Raw genomic sequence first — 17,760 nt, forward strand, 5'->3', positions numbered from 1 at the left:
ACCCCCCGTGGACTCTTTACACCTTATGAGCCACGGCTCGTCGCTGTTTCGGTCCGGCCGGCTTGGGGGTTTCCGTGCTATAATGCTCTTGCTTCCAGAGAGGGCCTTCGTGCGAGGCGGAATGCGGGAACGAGGAGGGGACGGCGTGCAAGGGAGGAAGACGTCCAGCTTGACCCGGGGTGCGTCCGTCATGGTGGCCAGCGTGACGGCGGCCAAACTCCTCGGCCTCATCTACCTGTTCCCGCTCACCCGCCTGATCCACGACGAAGGCATCGGCATCTACTCAAACGCCTACGCCCTGTACGTCATCCTGTTGACCTTGGCGACGGCCGGATTCCCGACCGCGATGGGGAAGCTGGTGTCGGAACGGCTGGCCCTGCGCCGGTACGGAGAAGTCGAGGGACTTTACCGCATCACGGTTCGGACGGTCGTTCGGCTCGGGGTGATTCTGGCCATCCTGATGTGGTTCGGGGCCCCGCTGTACGCCAGGATGGTGGCCCTGCGGGAATCCGCACAGGCGGTCTCGGCCCTGACCCTCTCCATCCGGGCGCTGGTCCCGGCGCTGTTGGTGGTTCCGCTGATGAGCGCCCTGCGCGGTTATCTGCAGGGATTCCAACGCCTGGAGCCGTCCGCGTACAGCCAGGCGTTGGAACAACTGGTGCGCGTGGTGGCCATCGTGGTCGGCGCCTGGTGGGTGATGCGCGACGGCGGCACCCCCGCCCTGGGGGCGGCCGCCGCCACATTCGGGGCGTTTGTCGGCGCGCTCGCCGGGCTCGTCCTGCTGCTCGTGGCGGTGCACATGGTCCGGCGGGAATTTCGATCCCGCTGGCGCCGCCCGTCCTCCCGCACCTCCGCCTCCGCCCTGCGGCGGGAGTTGTGGCAGATGGCGCTGCCGATCAGCCTCGGCACGCTGGTGGTGCCCATCTCCGGTTTGGTGGACGCGCTGACGGTGCAGAACACGCTTTTGTTCGCCGGCTACAGCTTTCAGCACGCCACCGAGGCGTACGGCGTGCTCTCCCGGCAGGCCATGCAGTTGATCCAGCTACCCCTGGCCTTCGCCATGGCCATCGGAGCATCCGTGCTGCCCGCCATCGCAGAGGCGCGCGCCCTGCGCGACCAGGCCGCCATTGACAACCGGGTGAACGGCACCCTGCGGTCCATGCTCTTCATGACCTTCCCGGTCGCCGCGGCGCTGCTCGTCCTCGGCCGCCCCATCGATCAGATGCTGTACGGTTCCACCGAAGGCGCCCTCATCATCTCCAGCGTCTCGTTCATGAGCGTGTTCAGCAGCCTTGAGCTGGTCTCCACCTACATGCTGCAGGGCCTGGGCGAGATGTACAGGCCCGTGCGCAACATGTTCCTCGGCGTGCTGGTCAAGCTCGTGTTCAACATCGCCCTCATCTTTCCGTTTCACATCTTGGGCGCGGCGATGGCGACGACCATCGGCTACCTGTTCTCGTCCGCGCTCAACGTCCTGGCGGTGAAAAAGTACGGCCACGTCCGCTTCTCGGTGATCCGCCTGGCGCTGCCGTCCGCAGCCGCCGCAGCCATCACCTGCCCGGCGCTGGCCGCAGGCAGTTGGCTCGGCTGGCACGCCATGGCCCTCGTGACCCGGATCCCCGACCTGCTCGCGACCGCCCAGGTGGTGTTCGCCATCGCCCTCGGCGGCGCCGTGTACGTCACGGCCGCCATCGCCCTGGGCGCCGTGCACGCGGACGAATTGCAGCGGCTGCCCGCGGTGGGCCGCCCGCTGGCGCGGATCGCCCGGCGCCTGCGCCCCTCGTCCGTACAATCCTAGTCATGCGTACAGCCACAGATGCAGGACGATGAGCGCCGCAATGCCGGGGATCCCGAGCAATCCCGCCGCCATGGCGGTCATCGGATTGAACGGCAGGTGGTAGTGGACGTACTGCCCCACCCAGTTGACCGCCAATACGAACAGACATCCCAGCACCGCACTCTTGACCATCCACCAGAACACCGGGCCCGGATGGCGCACGACCTGGACGACGGCGAACACACCCATCAACGCCAATCCCGTCCACAGCAACAGATGGGGACTGGGCACCCGGCTTCCCTCCCTTCTCCGGTCAATCCGCCTCGTTCCAATCCCACCGGACGCCCTCGACGCGGATCCCGTGGCGCCGCGCGAGCTGGAACAGGTAGTTGAACTGCCGCTCCGCGGCCCCGAGGCGGAAGACCATGTGATCAATCAGCATCGGATCCGTCACCGTGTCGAACTGCAGGCGCGCCATCTCAAGCTCGCGTTTCGCGCGGCGCAGCTCCCGAATGACCTGGTCGGCATCCTGTCCCCCCGCCAGGGTCGCCGCGGACTCTACGCCGGCTGTCGCGGCCGGTCCGGCCGCAAAAGACCTGTGCCTGTCCTCTTTCAAGACAAACGTCCTCCCCCTGTCGCAGGCTAATAGATCATAGACAGGGAAGAGGACGAATATGACAACGCGTATGCCCCGATGATGCTCGCTTAGACTTGGCGCCGTCCCTCCAGGGCTTTCGCCAAGGTCACCTCATCCGCGTACTCCAGGTCCCCGCCGACCGGAACTCCCCGCGCGATGCGCGTCACCTGAATGGGGAACGGTTTGAGCAGGCGGGCGATGTACATCGCCGTGGCCTCGCCTTCGACCGTGGGATTGGTCGCCAGGATCACCTCTTCGATCTCGCTGTCCGCCACTCGTTGGAGCAGCTCCCGGATGCGGATGTCGTTGGGGCCAACGCCTTCCATGGGAGAGATGGCCCCGTGCAGGACGTGGTACCGGCCGTTGTACTCGTGCGTCCGCTCCATGGCCAACACGTCCTTCGGATCTTGGACGACGCACAGAACCCGGCCGTCCCGGCCCGTGTCGGCACACACCGAACAGGGCGTGCGATCGGTGATGTTGCAGCAGACCGGGCACTCGTGCAGCTTGCGCTTGACGTCCAGCAGGGCAGCGGCGAACGCCGCCACGTCTTGTTCACTCATGTTCAGCGTGTGAAACGCCAACCGGGCAGCCGTCTTCGGCCCGATGCCCGGCAATTTCATGAACTGCTCCACGAGCCGCGCGATGGGCTCAGGGTATCCCCACATGTCAGAACAACCCGGGCATGTTCAGGCCGCGGGTGTACTTGCCCAGCTCCGCCTCCGTCAATTGGTCCACCTTTTCACCCGCGTCCTGCAGGGCCGCCAGGAGGAGGTCCTGCAGCATCTCGACATCCTGCGGATCGACCACATCCGGCTGAATGGTCACCGCGACGACCTGCCTGTGTCCGTTCATGGTCACACGGACCGCACCGCCGCCGGCCGTCCCTTCCACGGTGCGCTCCGCCAGCGCGGCCTGCGCCTTCAGGATCTCCTCCTGCATCTTCTTGGCCTGGCGCATCAACTGATTCATGTTTTTCACGGAGGGTCACTCCTTGTCCTCGATGATCTCCACGCGATCCGCGCCGAACAAGCGCACCACGGACGCCACCAGATCATCCGCCGGGGCGGTCGCGTTCGGTTCCTCCTGCGTCCCCTGGGGCGCCGAGGCCGGGGCAAGCGTCTGTTGAAACGACTCCCAGTCAGCCCGCAGCAAGGCCAGCACCTGCATGGCGGTGCCCATCTCCTCCGCCAGCACGGCCTCAATCACGCCGCGTTCCTCCCGCTTCATCACGGCGTCGCGGTGGATGCGGCTGGTGAACGCCAACACCAGGACGTCGGGTGTCGCGAGCACCGGCTCCCCGTTGATGAGCCAGGCGTGCGTTTGGATGCGGCGCTCCCGCACCCGCCGCAGCAACGCTTCCCAGTGCCCCTGGACCTGTTCCAACACGGCCGCCGACGCCTGCTGCGACAGCGCCGTCAATACTTCCATCTTACGCGATGCGCCCGGGCGCCGCACGGGTCCACCGGAACTTCCCGCACCCGGCTTCACGGACGCAGGCGGTGTGGCCGCCGCGGCTGGGGCCGCCGGTGTCGCCGGCGCGTTTGCCGTACTCGCCACACGGGTGGCGCCTGCGGCAGCCCCCGACATGCCGCCGGCCGGCCCGGCGGATTGCGCCGGTGCGGTCCCTGCGCCCGTCAGGCTCGGCGCCAGCGACAGCAGGGCCGTCTCCAACGCCAAGCGCGGTTGGTCGACAAAGCGCAGATGCACGTACGTCTCGCCGAGCGCCTGGATGGCCCGCAGCAGCCAGGCTTTGTCACAGCGATCCGCAGTCTCCCGGTACCCGGGCCGGTTCGCCCATTCACTCCGTCCGTCGGACAGCTTGACGATAAACAAATCGCGCAGCACCTGCAACAGTTCGTGCACGATGCGAGAGGCGTCCTTGCCGGCGCGGTACCAATCCATCAGAAGTTCAATCACGGCCAGCAGATCCTCCGCCACCAGCCGGTTCACCAGCTCCAGCAAGGCGGAGGAGCGCACGCCGCCCAGCACCTGAGCCGCCTCCTCGGCCGTCAGGCGGCCCGAGCCGAAGGCGGCCGCCTGCTCCAGCAGGCCCAAGGCGTCACGCAGGCCGCCGTCCGCCGCCTCCGCGATCTTCCACAGGGCTTCCTCTTCGTACGTCCACCCCTGGTCGGCGCAGACGGTCCGCAACCGCTCCAGAATCTGCTCCGGCTCGATGCGCCGGAAGTCGAACCGTTGGCACCGCGACACAATCGTGCCCGGGATCTTGTGCGGCTCCGTGGTGGCCAGGATGAACAGCGTATGCCCCGGCGGCTCCTCCAACGTCTTGAGCAAGGCGTTGAACGCCTCCGTGGTGAGCATGTGCACCTCGTCGACGATGTACACCTTGCGGCTCACCGACGCGGGGGCGTACTGCACCTTGTCCCGCAACAGGCGAATTTCCTCCACGCCGCGGTTGGACGCGGCGTCGATTTCCTCGACATCCACGCTGGCCCCCGTCGTGATGCTTCGGCAGGCCTCGCATTCGTTGCACGGTTCCGCTCCCTGGCGATGGGTGCAGTTGACCGCCTTGGCCAGCACCTTCGCGGCACTGGTCTTTCCCGTCCCGCGCGGCCCGCAGAACAGGTAGGCGTGCGCCACCTGACCGCGCAGGATGGCGTTCATCAGCGTCTGCTTGACGTGCGGTTGCCCGACCAGATCCGCAAACGTCTGCGGCCGCCACGCCCGGTACAGGGCCTGGTACGGCACGGCCACCCCTCCTCCGCGCGCAGAAATGCCGGCGCCCGGCCGCGGGTGCCGGGCGGGCCATGCATCCTCTACAGTAACACAGGGGGTCCGTGCGGACAATCCGAGGGGCCGGGCAAGCTCCGAAACGGCATGAGGAAGCGGAAGGTGGTTCCGAACCCTTTGGAGGAGACCCGGATCTCACCGCCGTGATCGAGCGCGATCCGCTGGCAGATGGCGAGCCCGAGGCCGGTCCCCCGGTCCTTGGTGGTGAAAAACACGTCGAAGATGCGATCCATCAGGTAATACGGGATGCCGGGCCCCGTGTCCGACACGTCGATCTCGAGCCAGTCGCCGCTCCTCCGCGCGGCGATGGTCAACACCCCGCCGGGCTCCATGGCCTCGATGGCATTTTCCGCCAGGCGCCGGATGGCTTGGGTGAGCAGGACCGGATCGGCGAGGAAAGGGGGCAGCACCTCCACCCGCCGGCGCACCTGGATCCCGGCCGCTTCGGCCTGCGCCGACAGCTCCGGCTCCAGCGCTTCCAGGACGGCCTGCAGGGAGCATGGGCGGGGTTGCACCTGGTGCGCCTGCGACAGCAGCATCAGCTCGTCGATGAGCGCCTCGACCTGGCCGATCTCCTTGAGCATAATCCGCGTGTTCTGCAGGTCTCCCGCCTGGCCCGCGGCGGAGAACTTCTGTTCCATCACCTGCAGAAACCCCTTGACCGTCGTCAAGGGATTCCTCAGTTCGTGCGCGAGCCCGGCGGCGATCTTGGCCAGCGTCGCCATCTTTTCGGTCCGCTGGACGTGTTGCTCCAGCGTCCGCAGATCCCCCAGGTCCTTCATCATCATGTAGAAGCCGGCGTACACGCCGAGCGGATCGAATTTGTTGAAAGAATCCGCCAACACATGGCGGATGCGGTCACCTCTCGTCCAGGTGAGGACGTGGTTCTTCAATTCCCGGCCGGACGCCAGCAGTCCGGACAACAGTTGATGCTCCTGCCGATCCGCAGGGAGGACGTCTCCGAGCGGCACGGCCTTGCCGAGCGGCGCCTCGATGTCCAGGAGCTGGGCAGCCAGTTCGTTGAACACCGTCACCGTCCCCCGTTTGTCCACGTAGAGCAGGCCGGAGTTCATGCGCCCGACCACATTCCAACCGTCCGCGCCCACCCCCGGATCCGCGTCACACCGCACCGCCATGCACAGCCCCCCAAGGCCGAGAATGGGGGAGATTTCGGGCTGTGCGGGGCGATTCCTGCCCGGTCGACAAAAGCTCCCGGGAGCAGACAGGGTTCGACACCCCGGGCCAAGCCGGCACACAAAAAAACGCGCTTTCCGACCAAGAACCAAGCCAGGCTTCCCCGCGTCGCCCGAAAGGTCTTCCTTAGTGCTGCTTCCGTCAGGACCTGACACGGTTCGGAAGTTTTCGCCGCGCGGGACCCAGTTTGGTCCTTGGTCGCAAAACGCGTGGTGCATTCGAGGCTGTCCCCGGGGTTCGGGCGGTGCGGCGATGCGCGCATCCGCCCATCCCCCGCGGAGACACGGATGGCGGAGAGAGTGGGATTCGAACCCACGAGCCCCGTGAAGGGCTACTCGCTTTCGAGGCGAGCTCTTTCGACCACTCAGACATCTCTCCGCGTCGACCCAAATGGCGATTCAGTTGTCTTTCACGGCCGCGCCTGTCGCAGCGACCGGAAAAATTCCTTGAGTATCATACCACACTCTTCGCCCAGAATGCCACCGGTAATGATTGGCTGGTGGTTCCACAAGCCGGGCGTAAGCACGTTCATGCGGGAGATCAGCGCCCCGCCCTTCGGATCGGCCGCTCCGAAGACAATCCGCGCGACGCGGGCCAACATCGCCGCGCCGGCGCACATCGGACACGGCTCCAGCGTGACGTACAGGTGACATTCGGCGAGCCGCCAGCCCCCCAAGCGGCGGCTGGCCTCCTGCAGGGCGATGAGTTCGGCGTGCGCCGTCGGATCCCGCCACGTCTCCCGCCAGTTGTGCGCCCGGGCGACGACCCGGCCCTGGTGGACGACGACGGCCCCAATCGGCACCTCGCCGAAGGAAGCGGCACGCCTGGCCTCCGCCAGGGCTTCCCGCATCCAGTGCTCGTCCGCATCCGGGCGCTCCTCCATGCGCGCGTCGTCGGTGGGCCCCGGTCCCGCGTCCCGCGCACCCGGTGTCCCTGGGTTCGAGCCCAATCCCCCGGCAGCGCGCGGGTTCATACCGGACTCGCGCCGGGTTGCGATCCCGGCGCCTCCCCCTCCGGGATGGCGTGGCGCGGCCGGCGCGCCACAATGTCGACGGCGAGCGCCAATTCCCGCAACATGTCCGACTGCATCTGGGGCTCAAAATACTTGGCCTTGACGTACGCGGTCCCGTGCTCCGTGGAGACGTAGTGGCTCGGCAGGTGATTCAAGGCGATGGCCAGGATGTCGTCGATACACTGACTGCACCCGCAGCGCACCAACCCCCGCTTCAAGTACGCGTCCTCGAGCAACGACCGCACCATCGCCTCCGTGACATTGTACACGGTCATCCGTCCCCGCCTCCGTCCGTCAGCGCAGGCCGCGTCCGGCGGCCTGGGCTCTCGGCTTCCGCTTCGTGCCATCATCATACAACACCCTGTCCCCGCTTAAAAGGTCCGCGCGCGGCAGTAGGCACGAACGTGTTCGGCGAATTCGGCCGCCACCCCGCGCAATGCGCCCGGCATGCAGACGAGACGGGTGTGCGCCACGGGCAGCGCAAAATGCGGGAAAGGCACCTCCAGCACGGTGCCCCGGAGCAGCTCGCGGCGCACGGTGGACGCCGGCAGAAACGAGACGCCGAGGCGCTCCACCACCCATTGAACCGTGACGTGGACCTGGCTCACGCGGAGCGTGCGCAGCGGATGAAACTGGCGGAGCCGCAGCAGGAGATCATCCCAATACTCCGGGTGGTTGTGCGTGAGCACCGGGTACGCCTCCAACAGTTCGTCGACTGCCGGCAGGACGCCGTCCACGTCGCCGACGTCCGCGGGCGCGATGAACACCACCGGGTCCGCATAGAGCGCCTCCGCGACCAAGTGCGGATGCTCGACCCCCTGGCGTGACAGCCCGAAATCGCACAGCCCCTCCATCACCGCCTGGGCGATGTCGACGGATTCCATGACCTGGATGGCAAATTCCACGTCCGGCCGATCCCGCGTGAAGCGCCGGATGCAATCGGGCAGCACCGTGGTCGCCACCAGCGGGGAGGCGGCCACGCGGACGGTGTGCGCATATCCCTGCTGCCACCGAAACAGATCCTCTCGGGCGGCGTCATCCGCTTCCACCATCGCCCGGGCGTGGTTCAGATAGCGCCGCCCGGCCGGCGTCAATTGCACACTCCGGCCCGTGCGCTCGAACAGCGCGACGCCGAGCGTCTGTTCGAGCTTCTGGATGTGGACGCTGACGGTCGGTTGCGCCAAGTGCAGCCGTTCGGCCGTCCGGCTGAAATTGCCGGTCTGTGCGGCGGTGACGAACGTGCGCAGCCATTGCAGGTCCATGCCGGAACCTCCCATTACGTTTCATAATCAAAATAACCAATTATATTCATTATACAAAATCAATGGACGGCGCTATGCTGAACGTGCAGAACCCTGACAGGGGAACCCCATCAGAGCTTCAAGAGGAGGAAGCACTATGGCGAACACGCGTGGATTGGAAGGCGTGGTGGCGGCGGAGACAGAACTGTCGCTGGTCGACGGGGAGCGGGGCCACCTAGTGTTTCGCGGGCACTGGGCGCGCGAGCTGGCGCGATCCCGCAGCTTTGAAGACGTGGCCCACCTGCTGTGGACAGGCAGGCTGCCGGCCCCGGAGGAGGCCGCGGCGTGGCAGGCGCAAATGGCGGCGGCGCGGACGTTGCCCGAACACGTGTACCGAGTGATGGACGCCCTCCCGGCCGGACTGGACATGATGAGCGTGGTGCGCACCGCGGTCTCTGCGCTCGGCGCGGCGCAGGACTGGCCCCCGAGCTTGGCCGACGCCATCCGCTTCACGGCAGCCGTCCCGACCATCATCGCCTACCGGCACGCGCGCAACGAAGGCCGCTCGCCGGTGGCGCCGCGTCCAGACCTGCCCCATGTGGCGAACTACCTGTACATGCTCACCGGCCGCCATCCCGCGCCGGACCACGTCCGTGCGCTCGAGGCGTACCTGGTGATCACGATGGAGCACGGCATGAACGCGTCCACCTTCACGGCGCGCGTCGTCACCTCGACGCAATCGGACATGGCCTCCGCCCTGTCGGCCGCCATCGGCGCCATGAAAGGGCCGCTGCACGGCGGGGCGCCGGCCGGTGTGATGGACATGCTGGAGCAGATCGGAACTCCCGAACGGGCCGAGTCATGGATCCGCTCCGCCTTGGCGAGGGGCGAACGGCTGATGGGCTTCGGGCACCGGGTGTACAAGACGACCGATCCGCGCGCGCTGGCGCTGCGGGACGTGGTGACGGAACTGGCGGGCGAGGATCCGTGGTTCTCCCTGGCCACCCAAGTGGAGGATGTCGCCATCCGCTTGCTGGAAGAGCACAAGCCGGGGCGGCGCCTGTACACGAACGTGGAGTACTGGGCGGCAGCCGTCCTGCGCGCGGTGGGCATCCCGAAGCCGCTGTACACCGCCACCTTCACGGCGAGCCGGACGGTGGGCTGGACCGCGCACATCCTGGAGCAGGCGGCCCACAACCGGCTCATCCGGCCGCAGTCCGTCTATGTGGGGCCGATGCCCGCTGCCCCAACGACACCAGAAGAGGCATGAATGCCTCGCCCCCGTCACCTCGCGCCCAGGGACTGCATAAAGTATGGCGTCATCTGGGCGCGGCAGCGTCCGCAAGCTGGGAATCGAGGGGGGCGCTGACGGAATGTGCGGAATTGCAGGGTGGATTGACTGGGAGCGCGACTTGCGGCGCGAGGAGGCGGTGGTGCGTGCGATGGCGTCCACGATGGCCTGCCGCGGACCGGACGCAGACGGAGTCTACCTGTCGAAGTCCGCGGCGTTCGGACACCGCCGCCTGGTGGTGGTGGACCCGGCCGGAGGCGCCCAGCCGATGACGCGCCGCTGGGGCGAGCGCAGCTACACCATGGTCTACAACGGCGAGCTGTACAACACCGAGGAGCTCCGCCGCGAGCTGAAGGCCCTCGGGTACACGTTCCAGTCCTACTCGGACACCGAGGTCCTGCTCGTCTCGTACATCGCCTGGGGCGAGGCGTGCACGCGGAAGCTGAACGGCATCTTCGCCTTCGCCATCTGGGACGAAGGCGAACGGCGGCTGTTCATGGCCCGCGACCGGCTGGGGGTCAAGCCGCTGTTCTACGCGCGGCGCGGATCGAGCTTTTTGTTCGCTTCTGAGTTGAAGGGACTGCTCGCCCATCCGCTGATCGATCCGGTCGTCGACGCCGAGGGCCTCGCCGAGGTGTTCGCCATCGGCCCTGCGCGCACGCCCGGCCACGGCATCTTCAAAGACGTCTGCGAGCTGCGTCCCGGCCACGCCCTGGTGGCCACGCAGGACGCCATCCGCGTCCGCGCCTACTGGAAGCTGGAGGGCCGCGAGCACACCGACGACCTGGACGCGACGGTGGAGACGGTGCGCGGTCTGCTCATCGACACGGTGCAACGGCAGCTGGTCTCCGACGTGCCGGTGTGCACGTTCCTCTCCGGCGGCATCGACTCGAGCGCGGTCACCGCCATCGCCGCCGAATACTGCCGGGCGCACGGTCGGGAACCGCTGCACACGTTCGCCATCGAGATCGAGGACATGGAGAAGTATTTCCAAGCGAACGCCTTCCAAAAGAGCCTCGACGCCCCGTACGCCCTGCGGGTGGCGGAGCACCTGGGAACGGTGCACCACCGGGTGGTCTTCAGCATGGCGGAGATGATCAGCCACCTGCTCACGCCGCTCGCCTGGCGCGACGTTCCGGGCATGTGTGACATCGACGTGTCCATGTACCTGTTCTGTCGGGAGATCAAACGCACGCACACCGTCGCCCTGACGGGCGAGGCGGCGGACGAGGTGTTCGGGGGGTACCCGTGGTTCCATCGCGAGGAGTCATTGCAGGCGGACACTTTCCCGTGGTCGCTTCGGTTGCGCGACCGCGTGCACATCCTGTCGGAGGAACTGAAGGGGTGGATCCGGCCGTTCGAGTACGTGGCCGACCGCTACCGGGAGGCGCTGGCGGAGGTGCCGGCACTGCCGGGGGAGGACCCGCACGAGGCGCGCGTGCGGGAGATCGGGTATCTCAGCATCACCCGTTTCCTGCCCACGCTGCTCGACCGCAAGGACCGGATGAGCATGGGGGCCAGCCTGGAGGCGCGCGTGCCTTTCTGCGATCACCGCCTGGTGGAGTACGTCTTCAACGTCCCCTGGGCGATGAAAGCGTGCGACGGCGAGATCAAAGGACTGCTGCGCCGCGCGGCGCGGGGCATGCTCCCGGACGATGTGCTGTACCGCAAGAAGAGCCCGTACCCCGGCACGCCGAACCCGGAATACCTGGAGGCGACGCGCACCCGAGCCCTGCAGGCCCTGGACGATCCCGCGTCTCCGCTCCGCCCTCTGGTGGACGTGGCGGCCGTCCGCGCGCTGGCGGAAGCGAGCCGCCAGCCGGGCGACCACCGGCCGTGGTTCGGCCAGATCCTCGGCACGGCCCAACTGTTCCACTACCTGTTGGAAATCGACGAGTGGATGCGCCGCTATCACGTGCGGTTGACTTGAAACGCGTGCCCCGAACCGTGGCCATGGCCTTCGGCGTGGCCCTGTTCGGCCAGGCACCGGTCGAGTACGCCGGCACGCCACTTGAGGCCGAGCCAGCCGAGGAACATCACCGCGGCGGCGACCCAGAACGGGACCTGAACGCCATAGGCGTCCTTCAGCAGCCCGTCCAGGACGGGCGCCACCGCCGCCCCTGACCAGCGCAGGAAGTTGTAGGTCCCGGACGAGATGGATCGCGAAAACGGAGACACTTCCATCGCCAGCGTGGTGAACAGCGCGTTCGAGATGCCGCAGAAGAATCCCGACACGATGATCACGATGACCAGCCAGCGCTGATTCACCAACGCAGCGGCCACCAGGACGGCCACCATGCACAGCAGGTTCAGGTCCAGCATCCGAACCGGTCCCATCAACGGGCGCAGCCAGTTCACCACGAAGACCGACGAGATCCCAACCAACACGCCCCAGGCGAAGAACACGAAGCCCAAGCCCAGTGCACTGACGGAGGTCATCGTGATGGGCGAGTAGGCGAGAATCGTGAAAAAGGCGAAACTGTATGTCAGGCCGATGAGCGCGTTGGAGATGACGCCCGGGTGCTTCATCGCCCGGAACAGGTCGGCTGCGGTGCGCGGCGCCTCCTTGTGGCCCGTGTCGCGCACCAGGGTCAAGGTCAAGATCAGGGCGATCAGCATGAGGGTGGACGTCCCCGCAAACGGCATGCGCCAGTGAATGCTGCCGAGGAAACCGCCGAGCAGCGGCCCGGACGCCATGCCAAGGCCGAGCGCGGCTTCATACAGCGTGATGGCCGCCGCCATCCCGCCGGAGGACGCCCCGACGATGATGGACAGAGCGGTCGAGGTGAAGAACGCGTTGCCGAGGCCCCAGCCGCCGCGGAACACGGCCAGCACGCCGATGTTCGGAGCCAGCGCGCACAGCCCGGCGAAGATCACGACCAGAGACAGGCCCACAATCAGCACCCGGCGGGCGCCAAACTTCGTCGAGAGCACGCCCGACAGCAGCATCGCCAACGCCATGACGGCGATGTAGCTGGTGAACAGCCACTCGACGGCAAAGGCAGACGCGTGCATGGCCTTCAGGATGGAGGACAAAATCGGATCGACGACGCCGATGCCCATGAAGGCAATCAGGGTCGCAAACGCCGTCGCCCAGACCGCCGGCGAAAACTTTCGCCCCACGTGAACTCAACCTCCTTGACATTGGACGTTTGTCTCTTTTCATTTCGATACCCGAAATATAACAATACCCATCATACCACGGGTTCACGCCGTCCCGCCAGGGATCCAGACGGGCACGTGTGCCGGGTGAACCGCTTTCATGCTCCGAACTTTTTTCCGCCACGGCGGGTGCATCGGTTACACCCCGGGGGAGTTCGGCGTCAAAATGGATGCAATCCCCTGGGAGGTGACGTCCATGCAGGGCGATCCGATGGCCGAACAAATTCGCGACGCCCTCCGTGAGCCGGGTCTCGCCGAAAGACGGGCGGCGGTCTGGGCTCGTGTGAAACCCCATGTACCAATGAAGTGCTCTCTGGAGACGCGAACGCAGGCGGTCTCGCTACGGGACACTAGAGTCCATTCGGGGCGGTACCTGGCGGCCTCTGCAGGTGATCTGCTGGTGGTGTACGACACGGCTCGCTGCCGGTTCTCCTACGTCGACCTCCCGGAGCACGGCCGGTAGGAGTGGGGCCCAGGCTCCGACCGCTGGTTCGTCGTCACCCCTGACGGCTCCCGCACCCTCGCAGAGGTCCTCGATCCGGCCGACCTGACCGGACCACCAGTGGCTTCGTTCCACCTGGATGGGCGGATGGCGGACGTCGCCTCAACGGCAGACGGACTGGTCGTGCAGACCTCGGCGGGTGGGTTGGTGGGTGTGGACAAGCGGGATCGACAGACGATCCTGGCAGATGATGCCTAGATCTGGTGATACAACGCGGGTCGCTTTAGCCCACCTGACCAAGGCCGGACGGTGGGTTAAGCTGCGGTGAATTCCCCTCATACTCCTCCATTCGCTATCAAACTCAGAAGGCACATGTCAGGACGAAGTCATTTACACCACATAGTGCCCCGGTGACCGGGGGCCGTAAATCCGATGTATTGATGCCAATCAGGCCAGGGTAAAGTATAATTGAGGTCGTGACGGCGTTGTAATCAACGCAACAACCTCATCCTGGACTAGGTGTATTTAATGGATCATAACAGCACTCCCATCCTGTTCAGTAATCCGAAAAGAAGAGTCAACGGAAAATATGAACTTCCCTTATACGAATACTACGCTGGCTACACGAAGGAATTTGTATACGACGTATTGAGATACCTCAAGCTATCTTCTGATTCAGTGGTTATGGATCCGTGGAACGGGAGCGGAACCACGACCCGTGCAGCAATCGATTGCGGATACTCTGCTATCGGATATGACCTAAATCCTGTGATGGTCGTTGTCGCTAGAGCGGGCCTATTGGATTCGAGCGCTTGTGGTAGCCTACCGAGCCTCGCTGAGGACGTCATTGCCAAGGCAATGCTGTATAATGCATCGATGGAACCGTTCTTCAATGATCCATTGCATACATGGTTAACAGAAGGCACTTCGTGTACCGTTCGCAGCATAGAGCTCGCGATTCAGCAGCTGATGCACCCCCAAGGAATCCGTCGATCCGGAATCCAAATCCTTGACATTAGTACAGTATCGAGCTTGGCTGCCTTCTTCTATGTGGCTCTATTTCGTGTTATAAAAAACTTACTCCGCGCCTTTAGAGGATCGAACCCTACCTGGATCAAGACGCCTGGTAAAGACTCCGAACGGGTAAACATCGAAGCAAACGTTGTCTTCGAGATGTTTCGTACCACCGTTAACGACATGACTTGCTATATGGCTAAAGAGGGGATGCGGCGTTCTAATGTCGTCTCAAGGCCTTCTGTTCTCCTCACGACTGCTGCATCCGAATCCCTTCCCATACAGAATAGTAAGATTGACGCAGTTATCACATCGCCTCCATATTGTACGCGGATCGATTATGTTATTGCGACTCAACCAGAATTGGCCATACTAGGATATTCCATAGACGAAATGCGTAAGCTTAGACATGCCATGACTGGTACACCGACTATTAAGTCTAATACTCCTGAACCTAATCCACACTGGGGTGACGCTTGCCTTCAAGTCCTCAATGAGATCCAACGGCACCCCTCAAAAGCATCGGTATCATACTATTACAAGCACTATGTGCAATATTTCGACTCCATCTACCGCTCTTTGGGGGAAATCAACCGATCCCTGAAGGAGGGTGCATATTGTACCATGGTAGTGCAGAACTCCTACTACAAGGAAATCGCAATCGATTTGGCTTCTATCTTCGTTTCAATGGCAAGCAATTACGGGTGGTCGTTGATTGGTCACCAGGAATTTGCGACATCTCGTACACTCGCATCTATAAATAGGCGGGCTCAAACATATAAGAGTTCCAGGCGCACGGTGGAAACAGCTCTTATTTTCAGAAAGTGAGGGATCGTGAAATGGGACATTCGAACAATGTGAACGAAGTAGAACTCATGCTCGCAGTAGATCAAAAAATTAAGAAGGTCAGAACACGTAGTCTGGATTTATCCTTCAACGAATTGCTGGATATGTTTGAGAATGGGGAGTTGAAGATCGACCCAGATTATCAGCGCCTTTTCCGTTGGACGGAGGGCGCCCAATCTAGGTTTATTGAATCACTTATTCTAGAGATGCCTGTTCCCCCGATATTTGTTATAGAACTCGACGAGGGGATATATGAACTCATTGATGGTTTGCAGCGAATCTCATCATACATGCACTTCCGCGGAAAACATCCCATGCGGAAGAATCCAGATGGAACATTTCATTTTTTAGAATTGGTCGATTGCGATATTGTTGAAGAACTAAACGGTCTAACCTACAATGATTTGCCTAAGCCACTAGAGATAAAGCTGAAACGTAACTTCATTCGTGTCGAGGTACTCAGAAAGGAAAGCGATAAGCGACTACGATACTATATGTTTAAACGTCTTAATACTGGAGGCGAGACTCTTAGCCCTCAAGAGATTAGAAACTGCACCATTCGTTTACTAAGCGACGATTTTAATAAATTTATTATTGAGCTTAGTAAAAACCCTGACTTCAAAACGTGCATTGCTAATCTCTCAGATGAAAAATGGGAACAAAAGGGGGATCAAGAACTCGTCCTCCGATTCTTCGCGTTCAAGAATGCACGTGAAGCATATCGTCACGACGTTGGAGACTTTTTGACGGAGTACATGGAGCAGGTCTCCGATCCCGAGCAACCTGTCATCCTTGATTATGACAAGGAACGTGAGTGTTTTGAGAAAACCTTTGAGATACTCGCAAAGACGTTGGGTGAACAAGTGTTCTCTGCAACAAACGCGCAAGGCCGTTTAGTGTCCAAGTTTTTGGTCTACCATTTTGAAGCGTTCACTCTTGGTATCCAACCAGTTCTGGACCGGTTAGACCCGGACGATTCAGACTGCATAGATAAACTGAAAAAAGTATTCATAGATATTAAGAACGATCCGGAGTTTCGACAGATCACTACCGGCGGAGGGAAAAATTATCCAAACCCTCTAAATCAACGGATTGAATTCGTTACGAAAAAGGTTCGTGAGGTCATATGAACATCATCTCCATACGGTCACAACTCGAGGATGAGCTAACTTGGAGGTCTTCCGAGTTAAAACTTTTGGAGAATCAACTTTCGTTCGTCTCTAATGATGAGGACAAGAGACGCTATAGGAAGGCCTTGGTTGTCATGCTTTACTCACACTTCGAAGGCTTTTGCAAGGCTTGTTTCTTGATATATGTTAAGGCTATTAATGATGAACTACTTCTTAGATCTCAAGCAAACATCAGGCTTGTAGTCGCATCGTTGGCTAGGGAATTTGGCGATCTAGAGAATACAAACAGAAAAACCCAACTTACTAAAGACATTTCTGCGGATGACGAGCGCCTTCATCGATATGGTCGACAGGTGGAATTCATTGAGAAGATCGATAACTTGTGGGCCCAAACTGCCCGGATTCCAGAGGATATCGTGGACACGGAAGCGAACCTAAAGCCACGAGTATTAGAAAAGATCCTGTATAGACTAGGATTTGATCACCATGCATTTCAGGATTATTATGGGACGATTCACAAGTTACTCCGTTACAGAAATGATATTGCACATGGCGCCAAGGTTGATGGTGTCGATGAACAGGAGTACAATAGCCTCCGAAGTGGAATTCAAACAATAATGACCAAAATCATCGACGTAATATTCGACACCCTGGTAAAACGCAAGTACTTAAGATCGGATTTGCACAGAGACGATGAGACCGCATCAGTAACAGTAGACAACGACCCCGCCACACCATCAGACTCAGTTGCCCAAAAGTGTAGTCGCAGTTCATCTCTTAATGTACCATCCGACGACGGTTTTAAGGTGTCTCTGGTTTGACGACTACGGCACTCCGAAACCCACAGGCTACGACTTTCGCCTTGCCCGCGTGTTTGGTGGATGGGATGCGAGCGGTCAGCACGCCTCCACCCTGCGTCGTCCACGTGGACAGCGTCAACCCGATGACGGGCGTGTTTCGAAGCCGTGTAAGCCGCGCCAACTCGCGAACCATACACCCCACCTACGGATTCCTTGTTGATGATGAGGCCGCCCTGCTCAATCGTGATGGAAAGCATACGCCGGATGGCACGCATCGGCCTAGTCGCATTTGGACGTCCTCTTCTTATGCTACGTTAGCCACCACAGCTACGACCGTCCCGCCCGCCTCACACATTCCGGAAACGACAACGTAAGCGTCAAATAGTCCACACCTAGCGCCAAGCCTTGGTCTGCGAGATGATTCCCCCAGAACCCAATCATGGAGGGATCATCGTGACGAAAG

At 62.2% G+C, this 17,760-nt stretch carries 17 protein-coding genes, 1 tRNA gene, 1 other RNA gene and 1 pseudogene; 7 read left to right on the plus strand and 13 right to left on the minus strand.

Annotation, left to right across the window (positions count from 1 at the left end; translation table 11 throughout):
* Positions 1 to 145 precede the first annotated feature (145 nt).
* The gene (locus BM357_RS14150; RefSeq protein WP_245784006.1) at positions 146 to 1,798 is read left to right on the plus strand and encodes a putative polysaccharide biosynthesis protein; all 1,653 of its coding nucleotides are present in this window, start codon (positions 146 to 148) and stop codon (positions 1,796 to 1,798) included.
* Here the strand turns inward: BM357_RS14150 and BM357_RS14155 are convergent, their stop codons facing one another.
* The 11 genes from BM357_RS14155 to BM357_RS14205 all read right to left on the minus strand — a co-directional run bounded on the left by BM357_RS14155 (position 1,799) and on the right by BM357_RS14205 (position 8,633).
* The gene (locus tag BM357_RS14155) at positions 1,799 to 2,068 is read right to left on the minus strand and encodes a pro-sigmaK processing inhibitor BofA family protein (protein WP_139234733.1); all 270 of its coding nucleotides are present in this window, start codon (positions 2,066 to 2,068) and stop codon (positions 1,799 to 1,801) included.
* A 22-nt stretch (positions 2,069 to 2,090) separates the two neighbouring features.
* On the minus strand, positions 2,091 to 2,393 hold the full coding sequence (locus BM357_RS14160) for a DUF2508 family protein (RefSeq protein ID WP_074954802.1): 303 nt from the start codon (positions 2,391 to 2,393) through the stop codon (positions 2,091 to 2,093).
* Positions 2,394 to 2,482: 89 nt separating this feature from the next.
* Positions 2,483 to 3,082 (minus strand): recombination mediator RecR, encoded by a 600-nt coding sequence (recR, locus tag BM357_RS14165; RefSeq protein WP_074954806.1) that lies wholly within the window; start codon positions 3,080 to 3,082, stop codon positions 2,483 to 2,485.
* Position 3,083: 1 nt separating this feature from the next.
* On the minus strand, positions 3,084 to 3,395 hold the full coding sequence (locus tag BM357_RS14170) for a YbaB/EbfC family nucleoid-associated protein (protein ID WP_074954809.1): 312 nt from the start codon (positions 3,393 to 3,395) through the stop codon (positions 3,084 to 3,086).
* A gap of 6 nt (positions 3,396 to 3,401) precedes the next feature.
* A complete protein-coding gene (gene dnaX / locus BM357_RS14175) occupies positions 3,402 to 5,123 on the minus strand; it encodes a DNA polymerase III subunit gamma/tau (RefSeq protein WP_074954813.1) in 1,722 nt (573 codons plus the stop codon).
* A gap of 68 nt (positions 5,124 to 5,191) precedes the next feature.
* Positions 5,192 to 6,301 carry a two-component system sensor histidine kinase NtrB gene (locus tag BM357_RS14180; RefSeq protein ID WP_083430544.1) on the minus strand — a complete coding sequence of 370 codons (1,110 nt, stop codon included), beginning with the start codon at positions 6,299 to 6,301 and terminating at the stop codon, positions 5,192 to 5,194.
* Positions 6,302 to 6,447: 146 nt separating this feature from the next.
* Positions 6,448 to 6,547: signal recognition particle sRNA small type (ffs, locus tag BM357_RS14185), an RNA gene on the minus strand.
* Between the two features lie 100 nt (positions 6,548 to 6,647).
* A tRNA-Ser gene (locus BM357_RS14190) sits at positions 6,648 to 6,737 on the minus strand.
* Positions 6,738 to 6,768: 31 nt separating this feature from the next.
* Positions 6,769 to 7,242 carry a tRNA adenosine(34) deaminase TadA gene (gene tadA, locus BM357_RS14195; protein ID WP_074954869.1) on the minus strand — a complete coding sequence of 158 codons (474 nt, stop codon included), beginning with the start codon at positions 7,240 to 7,242 and terminating at the stop codon, positions 6,769 to 6,771.
* A gap of 86 nt (positions 7,243 to 7,328) precedes the next feature.
* Positions 7,329 to 7,646: a late competence development ComFB family protein gene (locus BM357_RS14200; protein ID WP_074954818.1), complete on the minus strand. Its 318-nt coding sequence runs from the start codon at positions 7,644 to 7,646 to the stop codon at positions 7,329 to 7,331.
* A 96-nt stretch (positions 7,647 to 7,742) separates the two neighbouring features.
* Positions 7,743 to 8,633 (minus strand): LysR family transcriptional regulator, encoded by an 891-nt coding sequence (locus BM357_RS14205; RefSeq protein WP_074954821.1) that lies wholly within the window; start codon positions 8,631 to 8,633, stop codon positions 7,743 to 7,745.
* Positions 8,634 to 8,769: 136 nt separating this feature from the next.
* Between BM357_RS14205 and BM357_RS14210 the strand changes: the two genes are divergently transcribed.
* Entirely contained in the window at positions 8,770 to 9,882 is a 1,113-nt protein-coding gene (locus tag BM357_RS14210; RefSeq protein ID WP_074954824.1) for a citrate synthase/methylcitrate synthase, read from the plus strand.
* Between the two features lie 103 nt (positions 9,883 to 9,985).
* Positions 9,986 to 11,833 carry an asparagine synthase (glutamine-hydrolyzing) gene (asnB, locus tag BM357_RS14215; RefSeq protein WP_074954826.1) on the plus strand — a complete coding sequence of 616 codons (1,848 nt, stop codon included), beginning with the start codon at positions 9,986 to 9,988 and terminating at the stop codon, positions 11,831 to 11,833.
* Here the strand turns inward: asnB and BM357_RS14220 are convergent.
* Positions 11,815 to 13,026, minus strand: coding sequence for an MFS transporter (locus BM357_RS14220; protein WP_074954828.1), 1,212 nt, complete (start codon positions 13,024 to 13,026; stop codon positions 11,815 to 11,817). The two genes, asnB and BM357_RS14220, sit on opposite strands and share 19 nt — an antisense overlap.
* A gap of 139 nt (positions 13,027 to 13,165) precedes the next feature.
* On the opposite strand from BM357_RS14220, the gene BM357_RS14225 reads away from it, so the two are divergent.
* The 4 genes from BM357_RS14225 (at position 13,166) to BM357_RS14240 (ending at position 17,318) form a co-directional block, all read left to right on the plus strand.
* Positions 13,166 to 13,528 carry a hypothetical protein gene (locus BM357_RS14225; RefSeq protein ID WP_074954830.1) on the plus strand — a complete coding sequence of 121 codons (363 nt, stop codon included), beginning with the start codon at positions 13,166 to 13,168 and terminating at the stop codon, positions 13,526 to 13,528.
* Positions 13,529 to 14,035: 507 nt separating this feature from the next.
* A complete protein-coding gene (locus BM357_RS19445) occupies positions 14,036 to 15,349 on the plus strand; it encodes a hypothetical protein (RefSeq protein WP_074954832.1) in 1,314 nt (437 codons plus the stop codon).
* A gap of 29 nt (positions 15,350 to 15,378) precedes the next feature.
* On the plus strand, positions 15,379 to 16,497 hold the full coding sequence (locus BM357_RS14235) for a DUF262 domain-containing protein (RefSeq protein ID WP_245784007.1): 1,119 nt from the start codon (positions 15,379 to 15,381) through the stop codon (positions 16,495 to 16,497).
* The gene (locus tag BM357_RS14240) at positions 16,494 to 17,318 is read left to right on the plus strand and encodes an MAE_28990/MAE_18760 family HEPN-like nuclease (RefSeq protein WP_074954839.1); all 825 of its coding nucleotides are present in this window, start codon (positions 16,494 to 16,496) and stop codon (positions 17,316 to 17,318) included. Before BM357_RS14235 ends, BM357_RS14240 begins: the two co-directional genes overlap by 4 nt.
* 128 nt (positions 17,319 to 17,446) lie before the next feature.
* On the opposite strand, the pseudogene BM357_RS20330 reads toward BM357_RS14240, so the two are convergent.
* Positions 17,447 to 17,587: pseudogene (locus BM357_RS20330) on the minus strand (3-ketoacyl-ACP reductase); the annotation flags it as partial.
* Positions 17,588 to 17,760: the final 173 nt, after the last annotated feature.

The sequence above is a fragment of the Paenalicyclobacillus macrosporangiidus genome (genome assembly GCF_900116805.1).
GTDB classification, from domain to species: Bacteria; Bacillota; Bacilli; order Alicyclobacillales; family Alicyclobacillaceae; genus Alicyclobacillus_H; species Alicyclobacillus_H macrosporangiidus.